This window comes from Cyclobacteriaceae bacterium, assembly GCA_013141055.1.
GTDB lineage: Bacteria > Bacteroidota > Bacteroidia > Cytophagales > Cyclobacteriaceae > ELB16-189.
The window spans coordinates 1-19,428 of sequence record JABFRS010000001.1 but is presented as its reverse complement, the minus strand read 5'-3'; the positions used below and the strand labels follow the sequence as shown (position 1 = coordinate 19,428).

At 43.6% G+C, this 19,428-nt stretch carries 20 protein-coding genes; 9 read left to right on the top strand and 11 right to left on the bottom strand.

The features are described from left to right. Positions 1 to 129 precede the first annotated feature (129 nt). From rffA to HOP08_00080, 5 genes are read left to right on the top strand one after another with little or no spacing between them, the layout of a single operon-like run. Entirely contained in the window at positions 130 to 1,251 is a 1,122-nt protein-coding gene (rffA, locus tag HOP08_00100; protein NOT73294.1) for a dTDP-4-amino-4,6-dideoxygalactose transaminase, read from the top strand. 52 nt (positions 1,252 to 1,303) lie between these two features. After that, positions 1,304 to 2,464, top strand: a complete 1,161-nt coding sequence (locus tag HOP08_00095; GenBank protein NOT73293.1) for a Gfo/Idh/MocA family oxidoreductase — start codon at positions 1,304 to 1,306, stop codon at positions 2,462 to 2,464. Positions 2,465 to 2,494: 30 nt separating this feature from the next. Beyond that, positions 2,495 to 3,547 (top strand): sugar phosphate isomerase/epimerase, encoded by a 1,053-nt coding sequence (locus HOP08_00090; GenBank protein ID NOT73292.1) that lies wholly within the window; start codon positions 2,495 to 2,497, stop codon positions 3,545 to 3,547. 20 nt (positions 3,548 to 3,567) lie between these two features. Continuing rightward, positions 3,568 to 3,981: a cytochrome C gene (locus tag HOP08_00085; protein ID NOT73291.1), complete on the top strand. Its 414-nt coding sequence runs from the start codon at positions 3,568 to 3,570 to the stop codon at positions 3,979 to 3,981. Positions 3,982 to 4,005: 24 nt separating this feature from the next. After that, on the top strand, positions 4,006 to 4,875 hold the full coding sequence (locus HOP08_00080; GenBank protein ID NOT73290.1) for a sugar phosphate isomerase/epimerase: 870 nt from the start codon (positions 4,006 to 4,008) through the stop codon (positions 4,873 to 4,875). Positions 4,876 to 4,955: 80 nt separating this feature from the next. Here the strand turns inward: HOP08_00080 and HOP08_00075 are convergent, their stop codons facing one another. The 3 genes from HOP08_00075 to HOP08_00065 are packed head-to-tail and all read right to left on the bottom strand — an operon-like array spanning position 4,956 to position 7,210. Next, on the bottom strand, positions 4,956 to 5,243 hold the full coding sequence (locus tag HOP08_00075; protein NOT73289.1) for a GTP cyclohydrolase: 288 nt from the start codon (positions 5,241 to 5,243) through the stop codon (positions 4,956 to 4,958). Positions 5,244 to 5,259: 16 nt separating this feature from the next. Beyond that, on the bottom strand, positions 5,260 to 6,300 hold the full coding sequence (locus HOP08_00070) for an agmatine deiminase family protein (protein NOT73288.1): 1,041 nt from the start codon (positions 6,298 to 6,300) through the stop codon (positions 5,260 to 5,262). A gap of 28 nt (positions 6,301 to 6,328) precedes the next feature. After that, positions 6,329 to 7,210, bottom strand: coding sequence for a carbon-nitrogen hydrolase (locus tag HOP08_00065; protein NOT73287.1), 882 nt, complete (start codon positions 7,208 to 7,210; stop codon positions 6,329 to 6,331). Between the two features lie 230 nt (positions 7,211 to 7,440). On the opposite strand from HOP08_00065, the gene HOP08_00060 reads away from it, so the two are divergent. The 3 genes from HOP08_00060 to HOP08_00050 all read left to right on the top strand — a co-directional run bounded on the left by HOP08_00060 (position 7,441) and on the right by HOP08_00050 (position 12,740). Next, positions 7,441 to 9,300 carry a phosphoenolpyruvate carboxykinase (GTP) gene (locus HOP08_00060; GenBank protein ID NOT73286.1) on the top strand — a complete coding sequence of 620 codons (1,860 nt, stop codon included), beginning with the start codon at positions 7,441 to 7,443 and terminating at the stop codon, positions 9,298 to 9,300. Positions 9,301 to 9,454: 154 nt separating this feature from the next. After that, positions 9,455 to 10,702, top strand: a complete 1,248-nt coding sequence (locus tag HOP08_00055; GenBank protein NOT73285.1) for an MFS transporter — start codon at positions 9,455 to 9,457, stop codon at positions 10,700 to 10,702. A 10-nt stretch (positions 10,703 to 10,712) separates the two neighbouring features. Then, on the top strand, positions 10,713 to 12,740 hold the full coding sequence (locus HOP08_00050; GenBank protein NOT73284.1) for an oligopeptide transporter, OPT family: 2,028 nt from the start codon (positions 10,713 to 10,715) through the stop codon (positions 12,738 to 12,740). Here HOP08_00050 and HOP08_00045 read toward each other — a convergent pair. The 3 genes from HOP08_00045 to HOP08_00035 form a co-directional block, all read right to left on the bottom strand. Continuing rightward, entirely contained in the window at positions 12,737 to 13,099 is a 363-nt protein-coding gene (locus HOP08_00045; GenBank protein ID NOT73283.1) for a TerB family tellurite resistance protein, read from the bottom strand. The genes HOP08_00050 and HOP08_00045 overlap by 4 nt on opposite strands. A 130-nt stretch (positions 13,100 to 13,229) precedes the next feature. Then, the gene (gene groL, locus HOP08_00040) at positions 13,230 to 14,858 is read right to left on the bottom strand and encodes a chaperonin GroEL (protein ID NOT73282.1); all 1,629 of its coding nucleotides are present in this window, start codon (positions 14,856 to 14,858) and stop codon (positions 13,230 to 13,232) included. A gap of 27 nt (positions 14,859 to 14,885) precedes the next feature. Next, positions 14,886 to 15,164 carry a co-chaperone GroES gene (locus HOP08_00035; GenBank protein NOT73281.1) on the bottom strand — a complete coding sequence of 93 codons (279 nt, stop codon included), beginning with the start codon at positions 15,162 to 15,164 and terminating at the stop codon, positions 14,886 to 14,888. Positions 15,165 to 15,386: 222 nt separating this feature from the next. On the opposite strand from HOP08_00035, the gene HOP08_00030 reads away from it, so the two are divergent. Next, positions 15,387 to 16,109 carry a hypothetical protein gene (locus HOP08_00030; protein ID NOT73280.1) on the top strand — a complete coding sequence of 241 codons (723 nt, stop codon included), beginning with the start codon at positions 15,387 to 15,389 and terminating at the stop codon, positions 16,107 to 16,109. Between the two features lie 51 nt (positions 16,110 to 16,160). Here HOP08_00030 and secG read toward each other — a convergent pair whose 3' ends face one another. From secG to HOP08_00005, 5 genes are all read right to left on the bottom strand, one after another. Then, positions 16,161 to 16,490: a preprotein translocase subunit SecG gene (gene secG / locus HOP08_00025; protein NOT73279.1), complete on the bottom strand. Its 330-nt coding sequence runs from the start codon at positions 16,488 to 16,490 to the stop codon at positions 16,161 to 16,163. A 3-nt stretch (positions 16,491 to 16,493) separates the two neighbouring features. Continuing rightward, entirely contained in the window at positions 16,494 to 17,369 is an 876-nt protein-coding gene (locus tag HOP08_00020) for a hypothetical protein (protein NOT73278.1), read from the bottom strand. 63 nt (positions 17,370 to 17,432) lie between these two features. Beyond that, positions 17,433 to 17,957, bottom strand: coding sequence for an LptE family protein (locus tag HOP08_00015; GenBank protein ID NOT73277.1), 525 nt, complete (start codon positions 17,955 to 17,957; stop codon positions 17,433 to 17,435). Further along, on the bottom strand, positions 17,941 to 19,191 hold the full coding sequence (locus HOP08_00010; protein NOT73276.1) for a sigma-54-dependent Fis family transcriptional regulator: 1,251 nt from the start codon (positions 19,189 to 19,191) through the stop codon (positions 17,941 to 17,943). The genes HOP08_00015 and HOP08_00010 overlap by 17 nt, the downstream gene beginning before the upstream one ends. Before the next feature lie 5 nt (positions 19,192 to 19,196). Then, a partial coding sequence (locus HOP08_00005) for a TRAM domain-containing protein (protein NOT73275.1) occupies positions 19,197 to 19,428 on the bottom strand: 232 nt, incomplete at its 5' end.

Here is a 19,428-nt window from a genome sequence, read left to right as displayed (position 1 = left end):
GATGTCAGGATGTCAGAAAAACGATAATGATAGGCTCCCTGAAAACTCCAGTGGAAAAAGTTAGCCCCATCTGAAAATCCCGGCTCGTACGCATAAGTTTTATCTAACTTTACCCCGTTAATTCTGAGAATGCTTGGCTTCAATAAACCTTATCTGACTGGTAAGGAATTAGATTATATCCGCGATGCTGTTGAGAGAGAAAAGCTTTCAGGCAATGGCTTCTATACCCAGCAATGCCAGCAGTTCTTTACAAGCCGCTATGGATTCAAAAAGACTCTCTTAACGCAATCCTGTACAGACGCTCTCGAGATGTCTGCATTGCTGATGGACATCGGTCCAGGTGATGAGGTGATCCTGCCATCATTCACTTTTGTTTCTTCTGCCAATGCTTTCGTACTGCGTGGAGCGACTTTAGTCTTTGCTGACTCTGAAAAGACTAATCCTAATATTGATATCAATCATGTTCGTCAGCTGATCACTCCAAAAACCAAAGCGGTGGTTGCTGTGCACTATGCCGGCGTGGCGTGTGACATGGATCCATTGATGGAGCTTGCACAGAAGCATAATTTCTTTGTGGTGGAAGATGCGGCTCAGGCAATTGACTCATTTTATAAGGGCAAGCCTTTGGGTTCTATCGGGCATCTTGCTTGCTTTTCTTTTCATGAAACAAAAAACATAATCTCGGGAGAAGGAGGTATGCTGGTTGTCAATGACGATCGGTTCGTGGAACGTTCAGAAGTGCTGTGGGAAAAAGGAACCAATCGTTCTGCATTTTCAAGAGGTGAGGTGAGCAAGTACAACTGGATTGATGTTGGCTCTTCATTTTTACCTTCCGAAATGACGGCTGCCTTCTTGTGGGCACAGCTTCAGGAACTTGATGAGATTCAGAAACTAAGAATTGCAGTATGGAAAAAGTATCATGACGGATTGAAATCAAGTACCGATCATTTTTCAGTTCCGTACATACCCGACTATGCTACCAACAATGCTCACATGTTCTATATTCTCTGTAAAACTGCAGACGAAAGAACAAAGCTGATGGCATATTTGAAGAATCAGGACATACAGGCAATCTTCCATTATCTGCCTCTTCACAGTAGTCCATATTTCCTCTCAAAATACAAGGGGCGAGTCCTTTCTGAGGCCAGGCGGTTCTCAGAATGTATCGTTCGATTACCCTTCCACACAAGGCTTACCGACGCTGAAATTAATCGCGTAATTACTGCAATAAACAAGTTTTATAATTCCTGAATTTTAGACATTTTAGAAGTCTGAGGTGTAACTTTAAACCCAACGACTTCTTATGATGAAAAGAAAACTTCGGATGGGCATGATTGGCGGCAGCCTGGATGCTTTTATTGGCGGTGTGCATAGAAAGGCTGCCAATCTTGATGGACAAATTGAATTAGTGTGTGGTGCTTTCAGCAGCAGTCCTGAGAAATCCAAAGCAACCGGTGAAGCTCTCTACCTCAATCCCCATCGTGTGTATGGAAGCTTTGAGGAGATGATCAAAAAGGAAAAAGAACTTCCCGGAGATTTAAGAATGGACTTTGTATCCATCGTCACTCCGAACCACATGCATTTCGCGCCAGCCAAGATGGCACTTGAAAACGGCTTCCATGTGATCATCGATAAGCCGATGGCTTTCGATATCGCTGAAGCAAAGAGCCTTAAGAAGATAGTCGATAAAACTCAACTGGTTTTTGCGTTAACACATACTTACACGGGTTATCCCATGGTGAAAGAGGCGCGCAATCTCATCACAACGGGTGAGATTGGTAGTGTCAGGAAAGTTTATGTCGAATATCCGCAAGGATGGCTTGCAACCTTCCTGGAGAATACCGGAAACAAACAGGCAGGTTGGAGAACGGATCCATCCAAGTCAGGTGCAGGTGGTGCCATCGGAGATATTGGTACGCACGCAGCCAATCTTGCTGAATACATTACCGGATCCGACATCACAGAAATATGTGCAGCCCTCAACATCGTAGTAAAGGGTCGCAGGCTTGATGATGATAGTGCAATGTTATTGAAATTTGATAACGGTGCTACCGGAACTCTTTTAGCCACACAAGTAGCTGCCGGAGATGAGAACAATCTTAACATCAGAATTTACGGAGAGAAAGGTGGAATTGAATGGAGGCAAGAAGAGCCTAATTCTCTTGTTGTAAAATGGCTCGACAAGCCTAAAGAAATTTACAGGGCAGGAGGCGGATATCTTTCCGAGACTGCAAAGAAAAATATAAGAACCCCAAGCGGACATCCTGAAGGTTATCTTGAAGCGTTTGCAAACATTTATATGAACTTTGCAAAGGCCGTTCGTGATTATAAACCGGGTAAGAAAATCGATCCCAATAAGTACGACTTTCCTGACGTGAATGATGGCGTCAAAGGACTTGCCTTTGTTGACACCGTCATCAAATCATCAAAGTCTGCACAAAAGTGGACCAAAGTGAAATATTAACCACTGACTCATAACTATTCTTTCCTCACGATGAAGAACATTCAAGGCCCTGCAATATTTCTCGCACAATTCATGGGCGATAAGCCTCCATTCAATAGTCTTAAATCAATTTGTAAATGGGCAGCTTCTCTGGGATATGCCGGTGTACAGATTCCAACCTGGGACAGTCGTTGCATTGATCTGAAGAAAGCAGCAGAGAGTAAAGACTATTGTGATGAGTTAAGAGGCACGGTAGAATCCTTCGGCCTTAAGATCACGGAATTGTCAACTCACCTTCAGGGACAATTGGTAGCAGTTCATCCTGCATACAATGAAATGTTTGATGGCTTTGCGCCAAAATCTGTTCAGGGCAAACCAAAGGAACGCACTGCCTGGGCTGTTGATCAATTGAAGTATGCTGCTAAGGCAAGCAAGAATCTTGGATTGAAAGCACACGCAACGTTTTCCGGTGCGTTGATGTGGCATACGGTTTATCCCTGGCCTCAGCGCCCCGCAGGACTTGTGGAAGATGGATTCAAAGAGCTGGCAAAGCGCTGGCTTCCGATCCTGAATACTTTCGACAAGAGTGGTATTGACCTTTGTTATGAGATACATCCCGGTGAAGACCTTCATGATGGAATTACCTTTGAAAGATTTTATGAAGCGACGGGCAAGCATTCACGTTGCAACATACTCTATGATCCAAGTCATTTTGTTCTGCAGCAGCTTGACTATCTGCAGTACATAGATTTTTATCATTCATTCATAAAGATGTTTCATGTGAAGGATGCTGAATTCAATCCAACAGGAAAAAGCGGTGTATACGGAGGTTATCAGGGATGGATTGATCGCCCCGGAAGATTCCGGTCACTGGGAGATGGTCAGGTTGATTTCAAATCCATATTCTCAAAGCTGGCTCAGTACGATTATTCCGGCTGGGCGGTGCTGGAATGGGAGTGCTGCATCAAGTCTCCGGAGCAGGGAGCAGCAGAAGGAGCGCCATTCATAAAAAATCATATGATCCAGGTAACAGAAAAGGCATTCGATGACTTTGCAGGAACCGGAAAGAACAATTCCTTGAATAAAAAAGTGTTAGGTTTATAGAAGATTTAAAAATTAAGAAGATGAATAAAACTATTTATTTCCTGATCGTGATTGTGATGTTCGCCCTCGTTGCAGCCTGTGGTGGAAAGACAGAAAGCAATACAAATACCGAAGAGTATGTGGCGAATGAGACAGCAGAAAAGAAAGAGGCAGGTGTGGATGTCATTGCTCAGGGTGAAGCGCTCGTTAAATCGAGTGACTGCAAGACGTGTCATCATCCTATCAATAAGATAATTGGTCCTGCACACAAAGACGTTGCTTTGAAGTATGATTTTACCACTGCTAATGTGAAGATGCTTGCCGGAAAGATCATTAACGGAGGCACCGGAGTGTGGGGAGAAGTTCCCATGAATGCACACGCTGACCTTACTCAGGCAGATGCAGAAAAAATGGCACGCTACGTGTTGTCATTGGATGGGGAGAAAGAACATTAATAATCACTCGATTAAAAAATCACTATGAAGAGAAGAGATTTTATTCAGACCAGCGCATTGGCTATTGCGGGTTCTGCTATTGTATTTCCTGCATTGTCAGCAGCAACTCCTAAGCTGCCGGTAGGTATTCAACTATATACTTTGAGGGATGTTATAATGAAGGATCCGAAAGGCGTTGTCAAGATGCTGGCAGATCTTGGTTATAAAGATCTGGAAACCTATGGATATGGCGATGGGAAGTTATTCGGAATGCCGAGCAAGGAGTTTAGTGATTATGTCAAGAGTCTTGGTATGCGCATCACGAGTGGACATTATGGTTTGGGAAAAGCCGGTGTAGGGCCTATGGGAAGTATTCGCAATGGCTGGGAAAGTGCGGTAGTGGATGCTAAGGAAGCAGGGCAGGAGTATATGGTATTGGCATACCTTACAAAAGAGGAGCGTGCGTCAATGGATTCTTACAAAGGAATCTGTGATGAGGTCAACAAAGCTGCCGAAGTATGCAAGAAGTATGGAGTTCGGATGAACTATCACAATCATGATTTTGAATTCGAGAAATTTGATGGCGAGGTTGCTTATGATATGATGCTGAAGCGACTGGATCCGAAGCTGGTGGATATGGAGCTTGATCTCTACTGGACAATCTTTGCAGGGGTTAATCCGGTAGATCTTTTTGCGAAACATCCCGGTCGGTTTGTGCAATGGCATGTTAAAGACATGGACAAGACCGATAACAAGAAGAATGCAATCAGTGGTACAGGTTCGATCGACTTTAAATCTTTGATGAAAAGTGCAAAACAGTCGGGCTTAAAGCACTGGTATATGGAGTATGATAACCACCCGGTGAGTTCAACAGAAAGTGTTAAGGAGAGTATCGGGTATCTGAAGACGCTTTAAGATTTTATTGAAGTATTCATTTGTAACCCCGGTCTGAAAAGATCGGGGTTATTTTTTAAACAGATTATAAAAAAGGATTTCTACTTCAACAGATCTTTAATCCCAGGATGTTTTTGCGATGCCAGGAATTCAGTGATCGTAAACTCTGCCAGCTTGTGTGTGAAGAAGGGATCTTCCCCAAGAATTTCTTCAATCTCGGCTTTTGACTTTGCCTGAGCGATGATAATTCCGCCGGTCCTTGGGACCTTTCTACCGGACATTATAAACACATCTTTCTTATAATACTTCTGCAGATACTTTACGTGCGCTGTCATGTGAGCATCCAGTTGCTCAAGTGGAACGATATAATGCAGACTGATAACAAACATAAGTGCTTTCTTATTTCTAAACAGAGGGTTCCTGCTGACTTAAACAATGAAAGCTTCCGAGCCCCCAGATAATGTCTACCGAATCAATTCCAACCACCTCATGCGCTGGAAATGCTTTCTGAAGGATCTCCAATGCCTTGTGATCATTCTTACACCGGAAGGTGGGTACGATCACGAACTTATTTGAAATGTAAAAGTTTGCGTACGAAGCCGGAAGTCTCTGGCCTTCGTGTTCAACCGGAGTAGGCATAGGCAATTCAATGATGTTAAGAGATTTGCCATTCACCAGCTTCATTTTCTTAAGCTCTTTCAGATTCTCCTGAAGCGGATGATAATTTTCGTCTGACTTATTATCTTCAATAACAGTCACCACGGTATCAGCATTGGTGAATCTTGTAATGTCATCAATGTGCCCGTCTGTATCATCACCGACAATTCCATCGCCGATCCACAATACCTGCTCGACACCGTAGTAATTGATCAGATACTCTTCGATCTGCTTCTGATTCAGATGAGGATTTCTGTTTTTGTTCAGCAAACATGCGGTGGTGGTCATGAGTGTTCCGGTTCCATTGAATTCAACCGACCCACCTTCCATTACAATTCCAGGATTGAATACCTTCAATCCCATATCTTTTCCGATTCGTGTAGGAACGACATCATCCAGATCAAACGGAGGATATTTTCCACCCCAGGCATTGTATCCCCAATCAACGATAGCTTTCTTCTTTTCTTTCCTGTTCACAAGAAATGCTGGACCGTGATCACGGCACCATGCGTCATTCGTAGGATTGAAATGAAGCTGTACCTGGGCGAGATTGACATTGGCATTCGACAGGTGCTCCAGTACTTTTGCCTTCATGCTTTCATCCGCAATGTTGATATTGACTTTCTCGGATTGTGCCAGTGTCTTAATAAAAAAGGAATAAGCAGGATAGATTGTTTCAATCTTTCCAGGCCACGAAGCCTCTTTATGCGGCCAGCTTAACCAGGTTGAATCATGCTTTTCAAACTCGGCAGGAAAATGAAAGCCAAGCTGCTTAGGGTTCTGCTCCATCAGGATATATGAATTCTCTTATTACTCTCTACTGTTCATCAATATACCTGCTGGTGATCGGCTGATAAGAGTCGATTCTCCTGTCCCTCAGGAAAGGCCAATGGGTTCTGTAACGATCACTCTTTTCAAGGTCGAGCTCTTCAACATGAGTAGTCTCCTGATCATGTGGTGCTTTGTATAAAAGTTTTCCGAAAGGATTAGAGATGAATGAACCTCCCCAGAATTTCATCGGGCCTTCTGTTCCAACCCGGTTTACGGAAACCACATGCACACCATTCGCCACTGAATGTGAGCGTTGAATTACCTGCCATGCATCATACTGCTCATTGTTGGTATCTGCATCCTGACTTTCTGCCCAGCCAATGGCGGTAGGGTAGAAGAGTACTTCTGCACCCATCAATGCAGTGATGCGTGCTGCTTCCGGATACCATTGATCCCAGCAGATCAATACTCCAAGGGTAACATATTTTGTTTTGAAAACTTTATAACCAAGATCGCCCGGAGTAAAGTAGAATTTCTCATAATAACCAGGATCATCAGGGATGTGCATCTTACGATACTTTCCAAGATAGCTTCCATCAGCATCGATAACGGCAGTTGTATTGTGATAAAGTCCTTCGGCACGTTTTTCAAAGAGAGAAGCAATGATCACAACTTTGTATTCCTTGGCAATGGGTGTAAGGAAATCTGTTGACGGACCAGGTATGGATTCCGCCAGCTTAAAATTGTCATGATCCTCAACATCACAAAAATATAATGATGTGAAAAGCTCTTGAAGACAAATGACCTGAGCTCCCTTCTTGGCAAGTTCAATGATCTTTGGCTTTACCTTTTCAAGATTCTCTGCAGGCTTTGCACTGCACGACATCTGTACCAGTCCGACTTTTAGTTTTCTACCCACGTTTGAGATTAATTTTTTTGCAAATATAAATCCTTCTCAAACAAAACTGTTATCACCTCATTTCCAGGCCCATGCTATTTTATGATTGCCATAAGCTTCGATTTTGCCAAAGAAATCCCCTCTCTGATTACTGAATCCTTTTGCTTCCCAATAGTCTCAACGCAATCGATTGAAACATTTCATTTTGCCCATTTCTCTATGTATTTTTGCGTCCTCAAAACACGTATTATTCCCCAGATATGGCAGAAGTCAAGATTTCAAGTACCTACCTAATTAACCACACCGAACTTTTGGAGTGGGTAAAGCAAACAACAGATTTATGTAAGCCCGACGCAGTGCGTTGGTGCGACGGATCCACAGCAGAGTACAATGAACTGTGTGATCAGCTTGTTCAGAAAGGAACTTTTATCCGCTTAAATGAAAAGAAACGTCCCAATAGTTACGCATGCTTTTCAGATCCCAGTGACGTAGCCAGGGTTGAAGACAGGACGTTCATCTGCAGTCGCTGGAAAGAAGATGCAGGCCCAACCAACAACTGGGAGGATCCAAGAGAAATGAAGCCGAAGCTTAAAAAGCTTTTTGAAGGTTGCATGAAAGGTCGTACGCTTTATGTCATTCCATTTAGCATGGGACCTGTCGGCTCACCACTATCACATATTGGTGTTCAGATATCAGATTCAGAATATGTTGTTGTCAACATGCACATCATGACACGTGTTGGAAAGAAAGTGATGGATGTTCTCGATAAGGATGGAGAATATGTGAAATGTCTGCATTCGGTAGGAGCTCCATTGGCTACAGGTCAGGAAGATTCCAAATGGCCAACCAATCCAACCGTTAAGTATATTGTTCACTATCCGGAAGACCGTGCAATCGTGTCATATGGTTCAGGCTACGGTGGAAATGCACTGCTTGGCAAGAAATGCTTTGCCTTGCGCATCGCTTCTTCCATGGCCCGTGAAGAGGGCTGGCTTGCTGAGCACATGTTGATCCTGGGAGTAGAAGATCCTCAGGGTGAAAAGACTTATGTAGCAGCAGCATTCCCAAGTGCCTGTGGTAAAACAAATTTTGCCATGCTCATTGCCCCTGAAGAGTTGAAGGGCTGGAAGGTCACAACGGTGGGAGATGATATTGCCTGGATCAAACCAGGTAAAGACGGTAAGCTTTATGCAATCAATCCGGAAGCAGGATATTTTGGAGTGGCACCTGGAACGAATGTGAAGACCAATCCGAATGCGATGGCTTCCATCTCAAAGAATACGATCTTCACCAACGTAGGTGTGACACCCGATGGTGATGTGTGGTGGGAAGGCATGAGCAAGGAAGCACCAAAAGATCTGATCGATTGGCGTGGACAGAAATGGGATCCGGCCAGCGGCAAACCTTGTGCTCATCCCAACGCGCGTTTCACAGCTCCGGCATCACAGAATCCTGTGCTGGATAGTTCATGGGAAGACCCTAACGGTGTTCCGGTAGGTGCATTTGTTTTTGGTGGAAGAAGAAGCACAACCATACCATTGATCTATCAGGCACATAACTGGAACTCAGGGGTTTACCTGGCTGCAACCATGGGCTCTGAAACAACTGCAGCAGCCTTTGGTGAAGTTGGCAAAGTGCGCCGTGATCCATTTGCCATGCTGCCGTTCTGTGGATATCACATGGGTGAATACTTCAATCACTGGCTTCAGTTTGGTCGTAACATTCCAAACCCTCCAAGAATTTTTGGTGTCAACTGGTTTAGAAAAGATGAGAATGGAAACTTTCAATGGCCGGGCTTCAGCGATAACACACGCATCCTGAAATGGATCGTTGAAAAGATTCATGGAAAGTCCAACGCTGTGGAAAGTCCGATCGGATGGATGCCACACTATGAAGATATTGACTGGAGCGGATCAGATTTCACCAAGCAGCAGTTTGACGAGATCATGAACATTGATCGTGAGGCATGGAAAAAAGAATTGCTTGATCATGCGGAGCTTTTTGAACGCATGTATGACAAGCTTCCTAAAGAATTCATCTTTATGCGTGAACTACTGCTTTCCAGCTTATGGAGATCACCAGAGAATTGGAGACTGGAGCTTGAGGCGTCGGTTGATTAAATCCTAAAGCCGGAGTTTATCCGGAGTTTATATGAAGACCTGTTGTTAAGTGCCCATCTTAGCAACAGGTCTTTTGTTTTGGCCTTTATCTTCTGATCTTTCCACCTTTTATCTTTCAACATTTCGGCCTATTTTGACAAACCTATTCTAATCTATGAGTCTACAAGACCGTGTCACTGCCTTAAAAACTGGATTTGCTCCGACCTTTTGGGTGGCAAATTCACTTGAACTTTTCGAGCGTCTTGCATTCTATGGAATGAAGGCAGTTCTCACGGTTTTTCTTGCCAATAAAGTGGGATTGAAAGAGGAAGCGGGCACGCTGGCCGGGATTTTCTCAGGGGTTATCTATTCTCTTCCTATTGTAGCGGGAGTCATCGTCGATCGATATGGTTTCAGGAAGACCCTCATGGCATGCTTTGCTATCTTCTGTGTGGGATATTTTCTCATCGGCATGGCGGGCATGGCATGGAGTCAGGAGATCGTTAGTGCCGTTGGTGTAAAGCCTTATACCATAACGGTACTCATGCTGACGGCTGTCGGAGGTTCTCTCATCAAGCCCTGCATTGTAGGGACCGTAGCGACGACTTCGAAAGAAGAAACACGAGCACTCGGTTTTTCAATTTACTATTCACTTGTAAACTTTGGCGGAGCAATAGGACCGATGGTTGCATTGCTGGTGCGCCAGGATCTTGGGATCGAATTTGTTCTTGTGATGTCTTCGTTTACATCTCTTTTACTTTTTATCGGAACCTACTTCTTCTTTAAGGAACCCGAAGCTGTAAGGTCAGAACAACGCACCTTCGGAAAGGTCTTTACGGATATGCTTCTGGTGTTTCGCAATTTCAAATTCATTGGCTTCCTGATCATCTTTTCAGGATTCTGGATCATGTTCTGGCAGATATTCTATCTTCTTCCTTTCTATGCGACTGATGTTCTTCATTTTGAACAATTCGAAATTCTGGAAACAGTAGACGCCTGGTGCATTATCTTTTTCAGTCTCATCATGGCTTCTCTTTTCAAGAAATGGAAACCTTTTACGGCGATGACGGTCGGATTTATATTCGCAAGCCTGTCATGGATTGTCATTGGAGTATTCGGGACATTAACGGCAGTAGTATTGGGTGTTGCTCTTTTCGCGATCGGAGAATCAACCCAGGCGCCACGCTTTTACGAGTATGTAAGTACACTGGCGCCAAAAGATCAGGTTGGAACTTATATGGGATTTGCATTCCTGCCGGTAGCCATTGGTTCATTTGGTGCAGGTCCTGTTGCCGATTGGTTACGACTTTCATATTTGCAGCAAAACCCTTCCATGATGTGGTACATCCTTGCTGCTATCGGATTCCTTTCAACATTACTGATGATTCTTTACAACTTCTTTCTGGTTAAGAAGGAAGCTTAGACACTGACTTATGGAAAAATTCAAACCCTATGTTGCCCCTGAAGAAAATGTAGCCGAGTTTACCATCAAGGCTATCGTTCTGGGAATGTTCTTTGGAATAGTCTTCGGTTGTTCAACGGTGTATCTGGCACTCAGAGCTGGCTTGACAGTCACAGCCTCCATACCCATTGCAGTAATCGCTATTACCCTTGGAAAGAAATTATTCAAGACAACGATCCTTGAAAACAATATCATCCAAACAACTGGCTCTGCGGGTGAAAGTATTGCAGGAGGAGTTGCTTTTACGCTGCCAGGATTTATGTTCCTGTCTATGGGTGAGGATGGAAAGAGTGTTGGCGAAGATTACTTCAACTATATAACGATCCTTACGCTTGCCGCATTAGGTGGGATGCTTGGAACGATCATGATGATACCTTTGAGAAGGTCGCTGATTGTTAAGGAACATGAAACCCTTCCATTCCCGGAAGGAACAGCCTGTGCTTCCGTATTAGTGGCAGGTGAGAAGGGTGGCGTATTTGCCCAAACAGCTTTTGTTGGTATGGGTGTAGCATTTGTTTATGCCCTCATGCAAAAGGTGTTCTTTGTGATTTCGGAAACACCAGCATTCTTTACCCGTCAGGCAAATAAATTCTGGCCTTCCGCGACCATCAATGCAGACATAACACCTGAGTATCTTGGTCTTGGTTATATCATTGGCCCCAGAATTTCAGGAGTGCTCGTGGCGGGTTCAGTATTGGTATGGTGGGCGTTGATTCCGCTTCTATCAACGTTGGTCGATCCAACGCTTATTGCAACACAGCTTAATAAGATCGGATACTTACCCTCATTGCTGGTCGCAGGAGGAAAAGGTGACTGGGATCCTGTAACCAAGACTTTTGCCAATCCTGCATCTGCAATTTATTTCGCGTACATACGTCAGATCGGAGCGGGGGCTGTTGCTGCCGGCGGATTCATTACACTTTTAAAAACATTGCCAACGATCATCGGATCATTCCGTGATAGCATGACATCATTGAAAGAGAAAGGTGAGACAGGAATTCTTCGTACCGAAAGAGATCTTTCTTTTAAAGTTGTCATCATCGGAAGCATTGTGCTTGTCCTGGTGATCGTATTGCTTCCATCAAGTTATATTCCGGGAGACAGCATTTTCAAGAAACTCTTTATTGGTGTGCTGATTGTTGTCTTTGGTTTCTTCTTCGTTACCGTTGCCAGCAGAATTGTCGGACTTGTTGGAACGAGCAACAGTCCCATTTCAGGCATGACCATCGCAACACTGATGGGTACATGTCTCATCTTCACTTCGGTAGGATGGACCGGAAGATTTTTTGAACCACTGGCATTGGTGGTCGGAGGAATGATCTGTATCGCTGCTGCTAATGCTGGTGGGACGTCGCAAGATCTTAAAACGGGATTTATAATAGGAGCTACCCCCAAGTATCAACAGCTCGCTTTGTTCATTGGAGCAATCGTATCTGCTTTTGCGATCGGATTGATCGTTCAGATCCTGGACACTCCAACGCAGGAGATGAAAGCTGCAGGAATTTTTCATGCTATCGGACAGGAAGATTTTCCAGCACCTCAGGCAACACTGATGGCCACGCTAACAAAAGGCATTCTTTCATTTAACCTTGACTGGCAGTATATTATTGTTGGAGTCTTTATTGCGATCACGCTGGAGCTCTGTAATATCAAGGCACTTGCATTTGCCATCGGACTTTATCTTCCACTTTCAACAACGCTTCCGATTTTTATTGGCGGTGCTGTGAAAGCATTTATTGATTGGAGAAAAGGAGATAAGAAAGCAGATGAATCGGATCTTAGCAGAGGCAATCTCTTTGCCACAGGACTTGTCGCGGGAGGAGCCATTACGGGAGTAATAGCAGCGGTACTGACTGTCTTCCTTGCTGATTCATTGGAAAAAGTGAGTATGGAACCCGGACTTGTTGGAATGATGGGGCAGGGTGGATACTATGTATTTTCAGTGGCATGCTTTGTAGGAATGATCCTGTTGCTATATAGAATAGCAAGAAAAGATTAGCCTACCAGCCATCCTTTAAAAAGGTGTAATGCTTTGGTCTCCTCAGCATTGATCCTGCCGTTTGCGTTTATGATGTCAAACAGGGCACTATAGATCTCCTTTTTCTTTTCGGAGTCAACTCCTGAGAATTTGGGAAAGCTTGCTTTGAGCAATGCTTCCGCGCGAACATCTCCGAGCTTAGAATATTGAGATTCCATGGCCAGAAGCTTTCCATTGATGGATTCATCTCCTGGGAACAGAGCTTTCATTCTTTCAAGGATTGTATCGCGTTCATTGGGATGGAGGGAACCATCCGTGTGTGCCATATGAAAAAACAAAAGAAGAGTGAATTCTTCGATTGTATTGAGTTCAGTGATCATTGCTTGAGCTATTGACAGGATGAAGTTACTGAAATACCATTAATGTGCTATTGATCGTGAATTGATAATGCTTACTCAAAAAAAGAGCCCCGACTTTCGTCAGAGCTCTCTTTGAAATATATGGTTCAGATTACATCATTCCACCCATACCACCGCCTCCTGGCATTTGTGGCATTTCTTTCTCTTCCTGGATCTCAGAAACGACTGCTTCAGTTGTAAGCAATAAGCCTGCAATAGATGCTGCGTTCTCAAGAGCAAGACGAGATACCTTAGTTGGATCGATGATACCTGCTGCGAAGAAATCTTCGTATTTGTTATCACGTGCATTGAAGCCCATGTCTTTCTTGCCATCACGAACCTTGTTAACAACAACAGAACCTTCCTGGCCTGCGTTCTCAGCAATTGTTCTCAATGGAGACTCAAGAGCAAGACGGATGATATTCACACCAGTAGCCTGATCTTCGTTATCACCAACCAATGTCTTAAGAGCGTCGATGGCACGAATGTAAGCGACACCACCACCAGGGATAATACCTTCCTGAACGGCAGCACGGGTTGCATGCAATGCATCATCAACACGGTCTTTCTTTTCTTTCATTTCAACTTCAGTTGCTGCACCGATATAAAGGATTGCAACACCACCGGAAAGCTTGGCAAGACGTTCCTGCAATTTTTCACGATCGTAGTCTGAAGTAGTTGATTCAATCTGAGCGCGGATTTGTGCAATACGGCCATTGATCTCAGCCTTCTTGCCAGCACCGTTAACAATCGTTGTGTTGTCTTTGTCGATGTTGATCTTCTCAGCACGACCCAGCATATCCAACTTAGCATCTTCCAGTTTCATACCTGTCTCATCAGAGATCACTTTACCACCGGTAAGAACTGCGATATCTTCAAGCATTGCTTTTCTTCTGTCTCCAAATCCTGGAGCCTTAACTGCTGCTACACGTAGAATTCCGCGAATCTTGTTTACTACCAAAGTAGCAAGAGCTTCACCTTCTACTTCTTCAGCGATGATCAAAAGTGGCTTGCCGGTCTGGTTAGTGATTTCAAGAATTGGAAGAAGTTCTTTCATAGAAGAGATCTTCTTGTCATAGATAAGAATGAAGGGAGACTCAAGATCTGCTTCCATCTTTTCTGTATTGGTTACAAAGTAAGGAGAAAGATATCCGCGATCGAACTGCATACCTTCTACAGTCTTCACTTCAGTTTCTGTTCCCTTCGCTTCTTCAACAGTGATAACACCGTCTTTACCAACTTTTTCCATTGCAGTTGCAATCATCTTTCCGATCTCATGATCATTGTTGGAAGAGATAGTAGCAACCTGAGTGATTTCCTTAGAACCCTTGATATCTTTTGATTGCTTGCGCAAGTGCTCAACAACGGCTTCAACAGCCTTGTCGATACCACGCTTCAGATCCATTGGATTGGCACCTGCTGCAACGTTCTTGATTCCATGTGAGTAGATTGATTGCGCCAATACCGTTGCAGTAGTAGTACCGTCACCGGCAGCATCTGCAGTCTTGGAAGCAACTTCCTTCACGAGTTGTGCACCCATGTTTTCGATAGGATCTTTCAACTCAATTTCTTTCGCTACAGATACACCGTCTTTTGTAACGGTTGGAGCACCGAATTTTTTATCGAGGATGACATTACGGCCCTTAGGTCCTAATGTAACTTTAACAGCGTTCGCTAATTTGTCAACGCCTTTCTTAATCCGGTCGCGTGCTGCGGTATCGAATGTTATTTCTTTTGCCATGATTATTAATAGTTGAGTTATGTTTGATTAGATCGTTCCGAAAATATCGGAGTTACGCATAATGAGATAATCTTTTCCATCGATGGTGATCTCTGTTCCGGCATATTTGCCATACAGGATACTTTCACCAACTTTCACAGTGACTGGCTTGTCTTTGATGCCTTCACCCACTGCTATTACTTTTCCTTTTTGTGGTTTTTCTTTAGCGGTATCCGGGATGATAATTCCTGAAGTTGTCTTGTCATCTGCAGCGGCTGGTTCTACCAACACGCGGTCTTCATTAGGTTTGAAATTGATTTTGGCCATATGGATTTAAGAGTTTAAAAATTAGTTGTCAACTGACCCGCTTATGTCCATTTCCATGCCAATTTGGGCATTTAAGACGTTTTCGGTCAAATTGCGTGCAAAGATACGCCCAACTGGCAAACTTTCGTTTTATAGACTGACACACTGTCTAAAAATCTACCTGCTGTTACAAAACACCGTTTTTTCGTATTATTAACTGGCAAACAAACGTTTCGCACTCTGATGGCCAACCTTAAAGACAACTGGCTTACCGACGGGCTCATCGATCTCGAATACAAGAAGTACGTTCTGCTGGCCTATCTCAAAAACGTCAAAGAGTCTTTCAGCAGGGTAGAGCTATATCCTCATTTATCAGACCTCGTTTTTCACTATCGGAATCTTATCGCATTGCAAGAGAATAAGACCCTCATCTATGAAGCTTTCCCAAAAGAACTTTCTCTTGAAAATCTAAAGACGCTTGAGCTCAATTATAAAAAAATGATCGAGGATGATGCCGTCATGAAAGAAATTGAATCGATCATGGAGTTTGCACTTCCACAGATCAAAGATTCCATGAAGGAAGGTTCTTCCATTTATGAACTGGTAGAATCCAAATGTGAATTGTCTCCAATAGGAGTCAGACCTCTCTATGCAAGCGAAGGTTATTTGTTCATCACACAGCCTCCTGAAAAAGAAACGTATGTCTATCGCTATCAGGTGACCGTCTATCAGAACAGCACTGAGCCCATGAGAGGATTGCAGACGCAGCTGATGTATTCCACTCAGTATAACCTGACCAATACCTATGAGCAGATGAAGCTGACGCTTATACGGCAATATGCAGACCTTCCGAATCCTGCTACCTTCCTGATCTTATCAAAGATGAAATTTCCCCACGTGCAGACGCTCATGCCCGTTGCTAAAAGACTTTTAGTAAAGCATCTTTCCGATACTTCTCAGGCATAAAAAAATCAGTAAGACCTGAGGCCTTACTGATCGCTATAATGTTTTTACAGATTACTTCTTGGTAGTAGAATCAGCCTTCTTCAGGGTTGGTGCAACCTGAACTCCCTGCTGCTCCTTAGCACGCTCAAGAAGTTCATCATTAGGTCCACCTGGATTAGGAGTGGCGAAGTTCGTAGCCAGGGTAAATACCATCATTGTGATCGCAAGACCCCAGGTAAGACGCTCCAGCAAATCACCAGTCTTTTTTACGCCCATAATGTTTGATGCTCCGCTTCCGCCGACCATATTAGACAAGCCGCCACCCTTTGAATTCTGGGCCAACACCACCAGTACCAACAACACACCTGCGAAAAGGGTAAGTCCAATGTATAAAGTGTACATAAGTTAATTTTTCAGATTCTCAATTTGAGCCGCAAAGTAAGCCTTTTTCTGTGGAAACTTCCAAATCAGCTTCTTAAGAACTTCTATGGCTTTTTCCTTTTTGCCCTGTTTTAATAAAATTCCCACAAGCGTTTCTGATACAATATTGTCGCTGAACATTCCTGAATCCTCTGAAAGATCCTTTGGTTCAGTGATAGGTTTTGGCTTCGGAATGATAGGAGAGGTCTTTATAAACTGATCGATGATCTCATTCTGTTCTTTCTGCTTAGGATTATCAATCTTGAGCTTCTTTTTCGTGGACTGAATTTCTTCAAGCAGCGGATCGGAGCTGGGTTCCTTAGGAATGGAAGTTTTCGATTCCACGTAAGTGCCTGACTTTTGGAAATCTTCAAAGCTTACCGCAAAATCATGCTTGAGCTTTTGAAGCCTGTTCAGTTCCTGCATGAGGTCTGATCTGAGTGCGTCGCCGGTCAACGTAATATCATCAATAGGATGAATTTCGGGTTCAGGTTCCTTGAGTTTAGGAGTCTGCTTAACTTCTGAATGCAGCGGCTCGATTACAGCTACGGCTACCGGTACTACTTCTTTCGGTTTTGAAACTTCTTTGACTACCGGAGGTGGAACGAGTGCCTGGATCTTTTCCTTTTTGGGACTCGTCAGGATGTCTTTAAGCACTACACGATCCGTTGAGTATACTGCACTTTCGTGTAACAGATCAGCCTGATTGGGGAGGCTCAGATCTTTCGCGATTCTGGCTTTCAATAAGTGTAATATCTGGCTGTAGGGATATTCTGAAGATAGCCTGTCAATCTCTTTTGCTTCTTCCGCAGTTAGGTTCGTGAAGTTTTTGACCGCTAAGTAGAAGCCGGAAGAATCCATTCAGTAGGTAAGGTTGAATAGTAAAACTAACAGAAAATATCACAGTGCGCAACTCGCTGTGAATTACCAGTTTGCTACCGTAGCATTAAAGATTAGAATCAGGATCTGATCGATTACTCTTTTTTCAAGATCCTCCTGAATGGCAGTGAAGTTCGCCGAGTTATCAAAGTCCCGGTAGAAGCTGAAGCTCTGATCTTTAAAGTTGTTGGTGGGCTCAGTTGTATCTTCATACGTCACCTTCACGACGATGGTGAGTCTGGACAATGCAGCATAATTTGGTTCGTTCGGATTTCCGGTGCTGACGGGAGCCACGTTTGAGAATCTATATTCAGCAATGATGCCTTCAACATGAAGCTCTCCATTTTCGGAGACGATCTTAAGCTGTGAATTCTGTTGGTAATAATCCCTCAACCGGTTCGTGAAAGTAGGGCCAAGGTTTGCCGGCCCCAGATCAGTATTATTGAAAAACTGATCGATCTCAATGGTCTTTGCTTTAGTAGAAGCACCTGAAAGGGAATAGACGCCACAACCCTGGACAATGAATAACAGCAGTACGAAGGAGATGGAAGTCCTAATCTTCAAGTTCATATTCTTTGATCTTACGATAAAGCGTGCGTTCTGATATTCCCAAATCCCGTGCCGCGTATTTTCTCTTGTTGTTGTTCTTTCGCAATGCCCGCATGATCAACTCCTTTTCCTTCTTTTCAATAGACAAGGAATCATCTTCGGCCTCATGGCTGATATCCTGAAATTCTTCAGAGACTTCTGCTGAGGGTGTTGAATTGCCGTTGAGGTTTAGCACAACAGAATCCTGCTGCATGGATCTATCTGTTGAAGCCTCTGCAAACAGCGCGGGATTTTCTTTAATGATCTGCGCTGCGCTGGAAGGATTTGATACGCTCTCTAAAACAATGCGCTTCAGATCATTCATATCCTTACGCATATCGAACAATACTTTGTATAGAATCTCACGCTCAGAAATATCCTGAGCAGCTCCGTCTTTATATAACGTTGGAAGACTGCTCTGTCCTGGTAAATATCCCTGCAGTACTTCTGATGTTATTTCCTTTGTATCGGTAGACAACACAGAGATCTGATCCACAAGATTTTTAAGCTGACGTATGTTTCCAGGGAAGCGATACTTGATCAGAACATCTTTAGCATCATCCGTGAGCGATACAGGTTTTACTTTATAGCGTTCTGCAAAATCAGAAGCAAATTTTCTAAATAACAATTCAACATCTTTTCCGCGATCGCGAAGAGGTGGAACGTAGATCGGGACGCTGTTGAGTCGGTAGTAAAGATCTTCACGGAACTTTCCGTTCTCAACCTTATGCATGAGGTTTACATTCGTGGCCGCTACCACACGAACATCTGTCTTTAATACTTTTGAAGAACCCACTTTAATGAACTCACCATTTTCAAGCACACGCAATAGTCTTGCTTGCGTACCCAAAGGCATCTCACCGATTTCATCCAGGAAGATGGTTCCTCCATTCGTTACTTCGAAATACCCCTTACGTGCTTCATGTGCTCCAGTAAAAGATCCCTTTTCATGACCGAAAAGCTCTGAATCTATCGTTCCTTCCGGAATAGATCCACAGTTGATTGCAATGAATTGTCCATGCTTTCTTGGACTTAAGGAGTGAATAATCTTTGAAAATGATTCTTTACCGCTTCCACTTTCGCCTGTGATCAATACAGACATATCAGTAGGAGCTACCTGCATTGCCACTCTCACAGCATTGTTCAGCATCGGGGCATTACCAATAATGCCGAATCTTTGCTTTACAGTTTGTATCTCGTTTTCTGTTATTGCCATCTTTTCTATACAAGTTTGCCAAACAATGTTCCTTTGGTACATCGCTCAATTAATACATTGACGTATTGGCCTTTCATTTTATTTTCTTTTGGAAACAGAACGACTTTATTGTTGGAAGTCCTTCCCAATAAGAAGTCATCAGAACGTTTTGAGAAACCTTCAATCAGAACTTTGCGTGTCTTTCCAATTTCAGGAAGATTACGCTCCAGTGAATGTCTGTTCTCACGTTGAATGATC

Bases quoted from the DNA above. Each gene is read 5' to 3' on its own strand.
- rffA (NOT73294.1), top strand. From the start codon at position 130: ATGCTTGGCTTCAATAAACCTTATCTGACTGGTAAGGAATTAGATTAT.
- HOP08_00095 (NOT73293.1), top strand. From the start codon at position 1,304: ATGATGAAAAGAAAACTTCGGATGGGCATGATTGGCGGCAGCCTGGAT.
- HOP08_00090 (NOT73292.1), top strand. From the start codon at position 2,495: ATGAAGAACATTCAAGGCCCTGCAATATTTCTCGCACAATTCATGGGC.
- HOP08_00085 (NOT73291.1), top strand. From the start codon at position 3,568: ATGAATAAAACTATTTATTTCCTGATCGTGATTGTGATGTTCGCCCTC.
- HOP08_00080 (NOT73290.1), top strand. From the start codon at position 4,006: ATGAAGAGAAGAGATTTTATTCAGACCAGCGCATTGGCTATTGCGGGT.
- HOP08_00075 (NOT73289.1), bottom strand. From the start codon at position 5,243: ATGTTTGTTATCAGTCTGCATTATATCGTTCCACTTGAGCAACTGGAT.
- HOP08_00070 (NOT73288.1), bottom strand. From the start codon at position 6,300: ATGGAGCAGAACCCTAAGCAGCTTGGCTTTCATTTTCCTGCCGAGTTT.
- HOP08_00060 (NOT73286.1), top strand. From the start codon at position 7,441: ATGGCAGAAGTCAAGATTTCAAGTACCTACCTAATTAACCACACCGAA.
- HOP08_00055 (NOT73285.1), top strand. From the start codon at position 9,455: ATGAGTCTACAAGACCGTGTCACTGCCTTAAAAACTGGATTTGCTCCG.
- HOP08_00050 (NOT73284.1), top strand. From the start codon at position 10,713: ATGGAAAAATTCAAACCCTATGTTGCCCCTGAAGAAAATGTAGCCGAG.
- HOP08_00045 (NOT73283.1), bottom strand. From the start codon at position 13,099: ATGATCACTGAACTCAATACAATCGAAGAATTCACTCTTCTTTTGTTT.
- groL (NOT73282.1), bottom strand. From the start codon at position 14,858: ATGGCAAAAGAAATAACATTCGATACCGCAGCACGCGACCGGATTAAG.
- HOP08_00035 (NOT73281.1), bottom strand. From the start codon at position 15,164: ATGGCCAAAATCAATTTCAAACCTAATGAAGACCGCGTGTTGGTAGAA.
- HOP08_00030 (NOT73280.1), top strand. From the start codon at position 15,387: ATGGCCAACCTTAAAGACAACTGGCTTACCGACGGGCTCATCGATCTC.
- secG (NOT73279.1), bottom strand. From the start codon at position 16,490: ATGTACACTTTATACATTGGACTTACCCTTTTCGCAGGTGTGTTGTTG.
- HOP08_00020 (NOT73278.1), bottom strand. From the start codon at position 17,369: ATGGATTCTTCCGGCTTCTACTTAGCGGTCAAAAACTTCACGAACCTA.
- HOP08_00015 (NOT73277.1), bottom strand. From the start codon at position 17,957: ATGAACTTGAAGATTAGGACTTCCATCTCCTTCGTACTGCTGTTATTC.
- HOP08_00010 (NOT73276.1), bottom strand. From the start codon at position 19,191: ATGGCAATAACAGAAAACGAGATACAAACTGTAAAGCAAAGATTCGGC.